The sequence below is a fragment of the Planctobacterium marinum genome, from assembly GCF_020687805.1.
GTDB lineage: Bacteria > Pseudomonadota > Gammaproteobacteria > Enterobacterales > Alteromonadaceae > Planctobacterium > Planctobacterium marinum.
The window spans coordinates 843,075-855,332 of the sequence record NZ_JAJEWQ010000001.1; the positions used below are offsets into that span (position 1 = coordinate 843,075).

General features: G+C 46.5%; 11 protein-coding genes. 1 reads left to right on the forward strand and 10 read right to left on the reverse strand.

Annotation, left to right across the window (positions count from 1 at the left end; genetic code table 11):
* Nucleotides 1-23: 23 nt before the first annotated feature.
* From LJ740_RS03870 to LJ740_RS03895, 6 genes are all read right to left on the reverse strand, one after another.
* Entirely contained in the window at nt 24-2,624 is a 2,601-nt protein-coding gene (locus LJ740_RS03870; protein WP_229527728.1) for a TonB-dependent receptor plug domain-containing protein, read from the reverse strand.
* A 482-nt stretch (nt 2,625-3,106) separates the two neighbouring features.
* On the reverse strand, nt 3,107-3,466 hold the full coding sequence (rplS, locus tag LJ740_RS03875; RefSeq protein ID WP_229527729.1) for a 50S ribosomal protein L19: 360 nt from the start codon (nt 3,464-3,466) through the stop codon (nt 3,107-3,109).
* The gene (trmD, locus tag LJ740_RS03880) at nt 3,459-4,250 is read right to left on the reverse strand and encodes a tRNA (guanosine(37)-N1)-methyltransferase TrmD (protein WP_229527730.1); all 792 of its coding nucleotides are present in this window, start codon (nt 4,248-4,250) and stop codon (nt 3,459-3,461) included. The genes rplS and trmD overlap by 8 nt, the downstream gene beginning before the upstream one ends.
* On the reverse strand, nt 4,250-4,774 hold the full coding sequence (gene rimM, locus LJ740_RS03885; RefSeq protein ID WP_229527731.1) for a ribosome maturation factor RimM: 525 nt from the start codon (nt 4,772-4,774) through the stop codon (nt 4,250-4,252). Before rimM ends, trmD begins: the two co-directional genes overlap by 1 nt.
* Before the next feature lie 23 nt (nt 4,775-4,797).
* Nucleotides 4,798-5,049, reverse strand: a complete 252-nt coding sequence (gene rpsP, locus LJ740_RS03890) for a 30S ribosomal protein S16 (protein WP_229527732.1) — start codon at nt 5,047-5,049, stop codon at nt 4,798-4,800.
* 186 nt (nt 5,050-5,235) lie between these two features.
* Entirely contained in the window at nt 5,236-6,576 is a 1,341-nt protein-coding gene (locus LJ740_RS03895; RefSeq protein ID WP_229527733.1) for a serine hydrolase domain-containing protein, read from the reverse strand.
* A 129-nt stretch (nt 6,577-6,705) separates the two neighbouring features.
* On the opposite strand from LJ740_RS03895, the gene LJ740_RS03900 reads away from it, so the two are divergent.
* Nucleotides 6,706-8,925, forward strand: coding sequence for a YgiQ family radical SAM protein (locus LJ740_RS03900; protein ID WP_229527734.1), 2,220 nt, complete (start codon nt 6,706-6,708; stop codon nt 8,923-8,925).
* A 36-nt stretch (nt 8,926-8,961) separates the two neighbouring features.
* Here LJ740_RS03900 and LJ740_RS03905 read toward each other — a convergent pair whose 3' ends face one another.
* From LJ740_RS03905 to LJ740_RS03920, 4 genes are all read right to left on the reverse strand, one after another.
* Nucleotides 8,962-9,477: an Lcl C-terminal domain-containing protein gene (locus LJ740_RS03905; protein ID WP_229527735.1), complete on the reverse strand. Its 516-nt coding sequence runs from the start codon at nt 9,475-9,477 to the stop codon at nt 8,962-8,964.
* Between the two features lie 13 nt (nt 9,478-9,490).
* A complete protein-coding gene (locus tag LJ740_RS03910) occupies nt 9,491-11,158 on the reverse strand; it encodes an Lcl C-terminal domain-containing protein (protein ID WP_229527736.1) in 1,668 nt (555 codons plus the stop codon).
* A 203-nt stretch (nt 11,159-11,361) separates the two neighbouring features.
* On the reverse strand, nt 11,362-11,856 hold the full coding sequence (locus LJ740_RS03915; RefSeq protein ID WP_229527737.1) for a GNAT family N-acetyltransferase: 495 nt from the start codon (nt 11,854-11,856) through the stop codon (nt 11,362-11,364).
* Nucleotides 11,857-11,972: 116 nt separating this feature from the next.
* A complete protein-coding gene (locus LJ740_RS03920; protein ID WP_229527738.1) occupies nt 11,973-12,245 on the reverse strand; it encodes a hypothetical protein in 273 nt (90 codons plus the stop codon).
* Nucleotides 12,246-12,258 lie beyond the last annotated feature (13 nt).

Below are 12,258 nucleotides of genomic sequence, written 5' to 3' on the forward strand. Positions count from 1 at the left end.
ATACGTTAGCTAAATTCACGCTATTAGAATTTGTATGTTCCTTTCAGATACACATAACGCCCCTGGCTGCTGTGAATGGTATTCACAAAAGCGAAGAAGTCATGATGACTAAAAGGTGGCTCTTCGTTAAACAGGTTCGTGCTGCCCAGCGTAAAGACCGCGTTATCAACACCAAGATAATTTACGGTCAGATCCACCGTGGTCATGGAGTCAACGGTCTTATCACCAAAACCTGAATCTTTGTCACCGTCAAACTCGCCAATGTAGTTCACAGCAACCGCTGCCGACCAATCGTCTTTAGACCAATCCATAGAGGTGGTCCAGCGGATCTCAGGCTGCTCAAACTCCCCTTCAGACAAGGCGACACGCTTGCCACCGTCGGCGTCAGGGCGTAACTCTTCATACTCCAGCACGTAGTTCATCACGTAACCAAAACGGAAATCACCCATAGATGACGCCAGGGTATATTGCACGTCTAAATCTAAACCACTGGTTTGCAGGTCGCCGATATTCTGGAAAGAATCAAAAATTTGTACTACTTCACCTGGATCATTCGGATCAGCGGTGGGGAGTCGCGTTACGACATTGGGATCGTCGCCAAAGTTAGAGAAGACAAATTGAGTGTCTGAATCAATAATGTTTTCAATGTCATAGTTGTAGTAATCCAGTGAAAAGCTTAAATCTTCAGTGATTTCATAAATCATCCCCAGATTGTAACTGGTGGACTCTTCTGGTCCCAGATCCGGGTTACCTTCGAATACAGCGGTATATTCTTTCGGATCACAGTCGATACCCACAGCATTACAACGAATGGTATCGACCAGATTAGGTGATTCGTCAGTACGGCCCAGGCCCAACTGATGCAGTGAAGGTGCGCGGAAAGCCGTGCCCCAGGAACCCCGCAGAGATAATTTTTCCATTGGCGACCACAAGAAGGACACTTTCGGGTCCGTAGTAGTACCAAAATCGCTATAATCCTCATGGCGCAGCGCTAACTGCGCTTCAAACGTATCGCTAAACGGCAAGGCAACCTCTGCAAAGAAAGAGGTGCTGTCGCGATCACCATTGGCCTGAGTAGCTTCTGTACCAAAGATCTCGCCACGTAAAAATTGCTCATCAGGATTATCAGAGATAGATTCTTCGCGGTATTCAAAGCCGACTGCCAGCATGACATCATTGCCAAACATTTCGGCTACCGGGCCAGACACAACACCGTCGATAGACTTGTTCGTAGATTTACCGACACGCGTTGTAGACGTTTCGATATAATCCAGCGCTTCCTGTGAATTAGAAGAAGGTTCAAAGGGATTCCATAAACCTGAATCTATCGCGTCCTGAATACGGACTGAGTTGGGGAAACCATCCACACCACGCTCAACAGATTCACTTTTGATGTAGCTGTAAGCAAGTTCCCAACTCCAGTCACCAAACTCTCCTTCTAACCCAAGAATCGTACGATAATAATCAGTATCAACGCGTTTCTCACGGTTACCGATATCCACGGTACGACGACGCATGGTTAAATCTTGTTGATAGAATGGGTGCGATGGATCATCGGCAAAAGGATGATTGGGGTTATCACCCGCCATGAACAATTCATTAAAGCTTGGGCTGGCTGCACCACGTACAATAGACTTTGAGTTTTGTCCATTGAGTTCGGCAAACGCAGTGACTGAGTTTGAAATTTCATATTTACCCATGTAATTGAAACTAAAGCGCTCAGTATCCGGTACCGAGGTCATGTGTGGCGCATAATCATAGCCACACAAAGTACCTATAATATCCTCAGGCGCACACACGTCATTGCCAAAAGTATCCGGCATTCTTACTGTGGGATCTGACGCTAAAGCAATAGTTCCGGGAATACCTGCGGAACTCCGGAAATCAACCGCATCCGATACGCCGCTGATGGCTGCCTGGTTAGCAGAGCGGGAATAATCTCTGTCGGAATACATTATTTCTTCACGGTCAAAGTAATCGAGAATAAAAGTATGGCTGGCCTTATCGCTGGAAGTACCGTAAATAACGCTAAAGTTTTGCTCTTCACCACCACCATCAGCGGTATCACCATATTTCGCTGAGACTTCAAAACCTTCGAAGTCATCTTTCAGAATAATGTTGATTACCCCGGCAATAGCATCCGAACCATAAGTGGCTGATGCGCCATCTTTTAGAATATCTACGCGTTTGATGGCAGAAATAGGAATATTATTGATGTCTACGAACGCGGTATCGATCCCTTTGGCAAAGGGCGAAACTGAAACACGACGACCGTTGACCAATATCAAGGTGGAATCTGCACCCAGTCCCCGCAATGAAACACTGGAACCGCCATTCGCGGTGTCATCACTGCTGTTGCCCTGGGTTGAGAATGTGCCCTGGCCGGAAATTGGTAACTTGGTGAACAACCCAATTAAATCAGTGACCCCGCTATTTGCGATTTGCCCGGCATCAATGCTGGCTACCGGCGAAGGACCTTCCATATCCGTTCGACGAATATGTGAACCGGTGACAGAGATCTTTTCGATACTATTATTTTCCTGAGCCTGCACGCCCGAAGCAGAGAAAGCGGAAGAAACCGCTATCGCCGCCAATGTAAGTTTGACGTTTTTTATGTGTGTCATGGATTTTTCCTTGTTATTTTTTTACTGCTGCTGCCTAAAACCGCGTTTAGAACAGCCAGTTTCGTGTGGCAGTGAAAACACTGCGCTGGAACTTATAACACACCAAATCAGGAAGTAAACACCTCGACGGGTATATAATTTACACCTTAGTATCGATAAAACTATGCAATCGGGTAATTTTTGAACACCTAAGCATCAGGTAAAAAGAACAATAGGTAGATATATTTCTACGTTCTTCGGACATCTGGTGGGGAAATGCGATGAACACTATTGCAAATTGATGATTAAATGACTAACAACTTGTTAACATTTGTCTTGAGAAAGTGGAAAGAAAAGTAAACATTTGACGGGGTAAGTTGTAATAAAATATTTATTACTGGGTAAATATCACAAAAAAGCCCGCTGCTGCGGGCTTTTTCGAAGTTGACGATAACATTGTTTGTTTAAGCAGAAATGTTAGTTCCTGCCTTTCCACAGTTTGCTTAGTTAAGCTTCTCTTTGATACGAGCAGCCTTACCAGTACGACCACGCAAGTAGTACAGTTTAGCACGACGAACCGCACCACGGCGTTTCACTTCAATGCTATCAACTTGCTTACTGTGAGTTTGGAATACACGCTCAACACCTTCACCGCTGGAGATCTTACGAACAGTGAATGAAGAATGTAAACCACGGTTTTTCTTAGCAATTACAACACCTTCATAAGCCTGAAGACGCTCTTTATCACCTTCTTTAACGCGAACCTGAACAACTACTGTGTCACCCGGGCCGAACTCAGGAACATCAGATTTAAGTTGTTCTTGCTCGATGCGCTTGATGATATCTTGACTGATTTTACTCATCTTTTCCTCGCTTACTGGAATAACTGTCATCTTGCTGCAAGACTTCTTGTTGGTACTCCTTTAGGAGTGAGCCTTGCTCCTCAGTCAGAGCCAGTTTTTTAAACATATCGGGACGTCTTTGCCATGTTCTCCCAAGAGACTGCTTCAGACGCCACCGTCTTATCTTTTCATGATTACCGCTGAGTAATACCGCTGGCACCTGCTCGCCATTCAATACTTCAGGTCTGGTGTAGTGTGGGCAATCCAGCAATCCGTCTTCAAAAGAATCGTATTCTGCTGAAAGCTCATGACCTAGCACCCCGGGAATGAGTCTGGCGACACTGTCCACAAGGGCCATTGCCGGGATCTCACCACCGCTTAAGACAAAGTCACCTAAGGAGATTTCTTCATCTACCATGGTCTGAATAACGCGCTCGTCAATACCTTCGTACCGACCCGCCACCAGAATCAACTTTTTGCTTTGCACTAATTGCTTTACTTTTGGTTGATTCAAAGTACTACCCTGAGGCGACAGGTAAATAACCCTGGCATCGCCTCCTGCTGCAGCTTGCGCAGCATTAATTGCATCTGTTAAAGGCTGAACCATCATCAACATGCCCGGGCCACCACCATAAGGTCTGTCATCAACTGTACGATGTTTGTCATGCGTAAAGTCACGAGGGTTAAAACACTGTGCGTGTATCAGCCCACTTTTGACAGCTCTTCCAATGACGCCCTGATTCAGAAATGTGTCAAACATGTCTGGAAACAAAGTAACGAATCCAAACCAATGTTGCTCACTCATCAAAAACCCGGGTCCCAGTCCACTGTGATTTTTCTTGCCTCACGATCCACCTCCAGAACAACCTGCTCATAGAGATACGGGATCATGCGTTGCTTTTGGCCGAAGGCGTCTTTGATGTTAGCTTTCACTACCATCACATCATTCGCGCCGGTCTCGAACATTTGTTCGATTTTACCGAAGTCATAACCTTTGGAATTCACCACGGTCATGCCAATCAGTTCACGCCAATAGAACTCGTCTTCGTCCAGTTGTGGTAACACTGCAGGGTCAACGTTGATTTCCAGATTCTTAATGGCTTCCGCCGCGTCTCTGTCGTCTACGCCCACCAGTTTAGCCACCAAACTTTTGTTATGGTGCTTCCAGTGTTCCACTGTGTATTCCTTTACTTCTCCACCCTGTAACAACAGCCAGGGAGAGTAATCGAATATTCCATCTAACTCTTCTGTGTAGGATGTTACTTTAAACCAACCTTTCACACCGTAAGGTGCGCCAACTTTGCCTAATGTAACCGTTTCAGATGCCATAACGCCCTACACTTATTCGCAGATTAAGCAGACGCTTTACGCGCGTCTTTAACCAAACGAGATACACGGTCAGACAAACCAGCGCCTTGACCTACCCAGTGCTCAACACGGTCCAGGTCCAAACGCAGTCTTTCTTCCTGACCACGTGCAGTAGGGTTGAAGAAACCGATGTTTTCGATGAAACGACCATCGCGCTTCATACGGCTATCAGCCACTACTACTTGATAAAAGGGGGCTTTTTTAGCGCCACCACGTTGTAAACGAATAGTTACCATAATTGCCTCAAAATCGTTATTAGTTCTGCCTTATCAACGCAAGGCAAAAGCTACTAACGTTAACGTCAACTTTACCCCTCATCAGGCAAATTTAAGGCTTACGCCCGATAAATGCCGGAAAAAAGGCTCGCGAATTGTACGGATTTTGGGCTTAATTGCAAGTTAATTATTGAAAAACATGGAGAATTAAAGCCCGACAAAACGTGCAAAGTTCTCTTCCGTCGGATAGCTCCCCGAAGTCCAGCCCAGTCGGACGATAACCATATTTTGGGAAGGTATGATCATCACTATTTGTTTGCGATTGCCCATCATCATATAAGCATCCTCGGGCAATTCAGACCAGCGCACCTGGTTGCCACCGCGGTTTAGCCAAAACTGATAGCCATATTGCTGATAATTTTCGGCTTTAATTGGGGATTGGGTATCTCTGACCCACTGCCCGGAAAGTAATACCTGTTCGCCGGCTTTGCCGTTGTTTAACATCAACAGTCCCATTCTGGCCCAGTCACGCGCACTGGCAAAAATATAAGAGCTGCCAACAAAAACCCCGGATGGATCCACTTCAAAAACAGTGTTAGCAAGGTGTAACGGCTGTGCAATCTCCTGATAAAAGAAATCAATTAATGCCTGATTGCTCCCCAACTGATCTCTCATCCACCGCATCAGGATATTGGTAGTGCCGGAAGAATAAGAAAAGTAACCACCGGGTGATTTATCAGCGGTGGCCGTCAATGCCACCTCTGAGGCACTATGGGCAGTAAACAACATACGCGTAGAGTCACTACCTGGCGCATAGGTTTCGTCAAATTTCAGCCCGGAAGACATTTGCAACAGTTGCTCCAGGGTGATCTGTTTGCGTTCATCACCCTGCCAGGAAGCAAAACCAGTGGGCGCTTCTGTGTCCAGCAAGCCCATGTTCGCCATGCGCCCCAACATGATTGCGGTCACACTTTTGCCCATAGACCAGCCCAACAGCGGTGTATTACTGTCGATACCAGGCGCATATGACTCAGCCACTACCACCCCGTTTTTAACCACCAGAAGTGCCCGGGTTTGTAAACCGTTTTGATTATCAGACGCCAGGATATTTTCACTCAGTTGCTGATATTCGCGGCTAAGTGTGGTGACCTGCTCCCCTTGCGGCCAGGGTAATGATTGCTGAACCAGTTCAGGAGCGACAAGTTCATCCAACGGCGCGGTATCACCTATCTCCAGGGTACAACCCAGTCCGGGACGATACTTCGCAGAATACTCACTCATTCCATGCAGATTGGCAGTTACCCGTTGCTGGTCAACCTCATAATTTAGCGCTAACAAGCGGGTAGCTGGAGAATAGGACGCGAGATCCTCGATGATCTGGTCGTCGTCAAAGCCTGAGACATATTTTGCCGAACACGCCAGTTTAGCCCCCAGACTGGCCGCCACATCAATGGCATCGCCCAACCGGTAAACAGAAAATCCCAGACTATACCGACTAATAAAATGCACAGACACTAAAAACAGAACCAAAATAACAAGTTTTTTCACGTGTAGCTTCCCTGAAAATGAGTGAATGACCACGAGTTTAAAAAAATCCCCAAAGCATAAACCATAAAGCTGGATATTCTGTGAGAAAATTTTGTTAAACTAACAAAGTTATTTTTTAAGTGAGTTTGTATGGCTGTTGTCAAAAAGCCCGTTGAGCGAATGAAAGCTGAACGGGGATTGTTTTCGTTTCCAAAGTTCTGGGCGGCATGTTTCGATCCTGCACCGTTTTTACCTATGTCTCGCAAAGAAATGGATCAACTGGGCTGGGATAGTTGCGATATCATTTTGGTAACCGGCGATGCCTATGTAGATCACCCCAGTTTTGGCATGGCAGTGATTGGCCGCACCCTGGAAGCTCAGGGGTTCAGAGTAGGTATTATTGCTCAGCCAGACTGGACATCCAAAGATGCCTTTATGGCGCTGGGCGAACCCAATCTGTTTTTTGGGGTAACAGCTGGCAACATGGACTCCATGATCAATCACTACACCGCCGATCGCAAACTCCGCCACGACGATGCCTACACACCCGGCAATGTCCATGGCAAACGGCCTGACAGAGCTGTAACCGTTTATACCCAGCGCTGTAAAGAAGCCTATAAAAAACCGGTTATCATCGGTGGAATTGAGGCCAGTTTACGTCGTATTGCTCACTACGATTATTGGTCTGACAAAGTGCGCCGTTCAGTTTTGTTTGACGCCAAAGCTGACATGCTGATGTTTGGTAATGCCGAGCGACCACTCTTAGAAGTGGCTCACCGCCTTGCAAACGGAGAAGACATTAAAGACATGCAGGATGTGCGCGGCACGGCGATCATTGTCAAACACGCATTACCTGACTGGTTAGGCGTTGATTCCACCAGTGTCGATAAGATTGGAAAGATTGACCCCATTCCCAGCCCTTATCAGGAGTGGGAAGAAAATTGCAGCACGCAAAATGCGGCTGATGCCAAAACAGATACAACGCAAGCCATTACAGTGCAACCCTTTAATCCAAGAGCGACACGACGCAAGCCCTGGGATAAGACTTATGTAAAGTTGCCGGCCTTTGAAGTGGTCAAAGATGAGAAAACCCACTATGCCCATACCTCGCGTATTTTACATCAGGAAACCAATCCAGGTTGTGCCCGCGCACTAATGCAGCGCCACGGCGACAGAAGTATCTGGATAAATCCGCCCGCTTATCCATTAGAAACCGAAGAAATGGATGCCGTGTTCGATTTACCTTATGCCCGGGTCCCCCACCCCAGTTACGGCAAAGAAAAGATCCCGGCTTATGACATGATTAAAACCTCGGTCAATATTATGCGAGGTTGTTTTGGTGGCTGTACTTTCTGCTCCATCACCGAGCATGAGGGACGGATTATTCAGAGCCGTTCGGAAGAATCTATTGTTCGCGAAGTAGAACAAATCCGCGACAAAGTGCCCGGTTTCACCGGAGTGATTTCCGATTTAGGTGGTCCCACCGCAAACATGTATAAACTGCGCTGTAAAAGTGCCAAAGCAGAGCAAACCTGTCGCCGCTTGTCGTGCGTATGGCCAGATATCTGCGGCCATATGGATACCGATCAAACCCCAACAGTAGAATTGTACCGAAAAGTACGGGACGTCAAAGGCGTTAAAAAAGTGCTGATTGCCTCAGGTGTGCGCTACGACCTGGCCATCGAAGATCCCAATTACGTGCGCGAGTTAGTTACTCATCACGTGGGCGGGTATTTAAAGATTGCTCCTGAGCACACAGAAGAAAGCCCATTGAGCAAAATGATGAAGCCGGGCATGAGCACCTATTATCGCTTTAAGGAGTTATTTGATAAGTTCTCTAAAGAAGCCGGAAAAGAACAATATCTGATCCCCTACTTTATCTCTGCACACCCTGGCACCAGGGACATTGATATGCTGAACCTGGCGCTGTGGTTAAAAGAAAATAACTTTAAACTGGATCAGGTGCAGAACTTTTATCCTTCTCCAATGGCTAATGCCACTACTATGTATCACTCGGAGAAGAACCCCATCCATAAGATCACGCGCGACAGTGAGAATGTCAGCATTGCCAAAGGTGAAAGACATCGCCGCTTACACCGGGCGTTTTTACGTTATCACGATCCGGCTAACTGGCCCATGTTGCGCGAAGCTTTGAAAAAAATGGGTAAAGCTCATTTAATTGGCAACGGCCCTAAACACCTGGTTCCACCGGAGCGCAAAGGTGAGTTAAAAGGCAAAGCCCAAAAAGATTATGAGCGAAAGTCGGTCAATAAGGCGCACGCCAAAGGTAAACCCAATAAAGCTCTGACGCGATTTAGTAGCGACCAACCCTTTAATAAAAATTCCCGTAAAAAAAGCAAAAAGGCCTGATATCAGGCCTTTAAAATCAATTATCGAAACCGGCTACTAATCAGCGACTCTGACCGGACGCACATAGATAAAGGCGTCCTTTTCTTTCAACGAATTACTGCTGTTAAAAAAGGCCACAACCCAGGCCATGCTGTAATCGGTCAGCGATGGTGTACTGGTCCAGTAGTCGTCCGAAGTGGTCTCCGGAAAAATGTCTTCGTTGATAGAAGGACGCACACACGACTTCTCAGTAATACTCAACAATTGCTTGATGTTTGGCAGGCGCCAGTCATTGGCACCGGCAAATTCGTAGCCATAAGTCGCCTGCAACGCTTCTTGCCAGGTCATGGCGGTAGCATCGCCAGTGCATGTATTACTGGAATCGCTCCAGGTTTGCCCCAAACTACAACGCATCCATATAAGTCCGGTGGTATTGTCGGTCACAGTGCCATCTTCATTATCTGTAAAATTTGTTTGCGGTGCGGTTTCACCGATTCCACTGACGCAGGTTTGCGCCTGAACAAATGATGCCATCATTAAAAAGCCTGATAACAATAAGGTATTCAATTTCATGTTGTTCTCCTTTTTACCGGCCTGCACGCACAAGACGAAGGTAATTTTCGCTGGATTTCAATAAAAAGTTGTCGTTGCCAGAACTAAAGTCGATAGCCCAACTGTTTTGCAGGGTGTCACCACTGGCGCCATCAACATTTTGAACATTGGTCCAATACCAGGTAGGTACGCTGGTATCCGGGCTATTAAATGGAAAGTAATCACGATCAACAAAGGTTCCACCTGACTCGCCAAAATGCATGATAGACATCAGCTCGTTGTGGGTGGGGATACGCCAGTCGTAAAAACCACACAAACCTTCAGCATTAACCGCTTCTACAAATGCGGCGGTGTTGCAGTTAGCTATGGTACAACTGGCACTATCATTCTGGTTTTCCTCTGAGGTGGTACTCGAAACCCAGGAATAAGTATTATCAACATCATGCAAACCGGCATCGTTGGTTTTTAACTCCCAAATCAATCCGGTGACATTATCTCTGACACAACTCCAGTCGGTTTCGGTGGCGTCAATTTCATCACCAAATTCGTCCAGTTTCGTAAAATCAAAGCCTTCATCTCCGGCGCCGGCCTTTTCCAATACATCAGATTCATGCATGCGGTCACGGCCAATATCGGCATCCTGACCAGGGAAGCTGTGACTGGAACCGTTGATAAGACCGGTATTGGAAACATTGACCACCACTCCGGTATCATTCACATAGGTGGCGGGCATTTCACGTACTGTCACTACCACCTGATCATTGTCTTCATTATTAAATTGATCCACGACTCGCAGGTCGATAGTAATATCCGTATCTTCTGTGACGGCCGGGGCATCCGCATAAGTGGTTGCATCCGACGCATCCGCGAATTCGGCCAGATCACTGGAATTATTGGTCCATTCAAACAAAAACGGCGTTGCATCGTCGCTCAGTGACGTTGCTGAACCCGCCAATAAAAATCGCTCACCTTCCATGATCGTAATGGCCTCACCCGCTTCGGCAATTGGATGGGTTTGAGTCACATCCAGAACCACTATTTCGAAAGGTTCAGTAAAAGTGCCTCCTTCATTGTCTGTTACCGTAAATTCAAACCCCAGTGTTTCTGACGCTGCCAAGGCCGGTGTAGTTATAGTGAGACTACTGCCTGACACGTCGAGGCCAGTAAGTACATCAGTTCCCGATACTTGCTGCCAACTGTAAGCACTGATTGGGCTTTCTGCATCAATAGGATCTTCATCTGCACCACTACCGGTAAAGGTCACGGCAATCGCGCCACCATAGGTATTTTCGTCAAAACGGTTGTCCTGGGAAATGGCAACGTCAGCCGTTGGTGCAATATTGACGGGTTCAACGGTGAGGGTAAAGGTGCCACTTATGGTACCGCCTTCTTCAGACGTCGCAGAAAGCGTCAGCGTGACTTGCTCGCTACTTGTTCTGACTTCAGGCGTCGTTAACGTGGCAGCCACTGAAGCTGAATCCTCATGCTCCAGGGTATAATCACTGTCGCTCACCGACCAACTGTAACTACTGACATTATCCAATGTAGTACGGCCACTTAACGTAACTTCACTTTGCTCATTAACGGTTGACCCTGCAGAAACCAGGATTGTAACGCTGTCAACATCCTCGTCTGAACTATCACCACCGCAGGCAAGCAATGATGTAGTCAGGGAAACCAGCAACCAATGTCTTAGATCCATTTCGATACTCTTTAATCTGTTAGTCATAAAATGAAGTAATTACTGCGTCAAAAATACAGCAATTACCCTTAGCGTAAACTCGTTATGCAAATATCCTGCAAATTTGTCACAAAAATAGATTTTTTTGAACAACCGCAATAACAACTTGACCATTCAGCCTGTATTTATACAACCACCCTCAACGGGTGTGGCTTTAAGTTCGTTTACTTTTGCAACACCGGTTTTTCCATGTACCAGCTATTGTCGTTGGGCAACACGCCATGGTATCTGGTGGCCTGAAATCCGGCTTTTACATAAAGCTTTATGGCGCTTGCATTCTTTTTGTTCACGAACAACGAAAAGTAACGCGGTTGGTGTAGTTTCTGGCCTTGCAAATACAAACAATTTAACAGCATTTTGCCATACCCTTGTCCCCGAAAAGCCGGACTGACGGCTACCCGCACCAGGTGACAACGGCCATTATCAAACATCATTTGACCAAAACCGATCAACTGTCCGTCTGCTGACAGCATGGCATAGGCAGGAATAGATACCAGCTTTAACTGGTTTGCAAATTCATTGAGGGTTGCAGGATGACCAAACTTGTAGCCACTCCAGAATATAATTTGCTCAGGTGTTGTAAACCAGGACCGAAGTTGCTGGCAATATTCCGGGGAAAATGCTTTAAAAGTGAGAGAGTGAGGTTCAGGCAATGGCACCAAAAGACAGCCTACATCTTGAAATTCAAACGGTTACTGAACAACAACGCCATTTGCTGGTCTCTGAGTCACTAATGAGTAATCTGAAACCAGCGTCTTGCCGTAACCCAGTCGACTCAGGCCTTAATGGCACACCAGTTAGCGCGCCAGGCCTGCAAAGATTGCCAAATTTCCCGAAGGTGAAACCTGGCTAAGCGCTTAATGCGGGCTTGAACATTGCTGGCCAGACCTTCATGGAAAAGGATCAATGAAATGAGTGTACAGGCAAGCAGGATCAATTTACTGGTTTTAAACAGTGATAACGCAGACGCAATCAACACAAAAAGGCAGACCACAAGCCCTAAACTTCCCGCTGCCAGTAATATCCCTTTGAATTCTTTATTGTCCATGATTTGATTACCC

Coding starts and splice junctions, on each gene's coding strand:
- LJ740_RS03870 (WP_229527728.1), bottom strand. CDS start 2,624: ATGACACACATAAAAAACGTCAAACTTACATTGGCGGCGATAGCGGTT.
- rplS (WP_229527729.1), bottom strand. CDS start 3,466: ATGAGTAAAATCAGTCAAGATATCATCAAGCGCATCGAGCAAGAACAA.
- trmD (WP_229527730.1), bottom strand. CDS start 4,250: ATGAGTGAGCAACATTGGTTTGGATTCGTTACTTTGTTTCCAGACATG.
- rimM (WP_229527731.1), bottom strand. CDS start 4,774: ATGGCATCTGAAACGGTTACATTAGGCAAAGTTGGCGCACCTTACGGT.
- rpsP (WP_229527732.1), bottom strand. CDS start 5,049: ATGGTAACTATTCGTTTACAACGTGGTGGCGCTAAAAAAGCCCCCTTT.
- LJ740_RS03900 (WP_229527734.1), top strand. CDS start 6,706: ATGGCTGTTGTCAAAAAGCCCGTTGAGCGAATGAAAGCTGAACGGGGA.
- LJ740_RS03905 (WP_229527735.1), bottom strand. CDS start 9,477: ATGAAATTGAATACCTTATTGTTATCAGGCTTTTTAATGATGGCATCA.
- LJ740_RS03910 (WP_229527736.1), bottom strand. CDS start 11,158: ATGGATCTAAGACATTGGTTGCTGGTTTCCCTGACTACATCATTGCTT.
- LJ740_RS03920 (WP_229527738.1), bottom strand. CDS start 12,245: ATGGACAATAAAGAATTCAAAGGGATATTACTGGCAGCGGGAAGTTTA.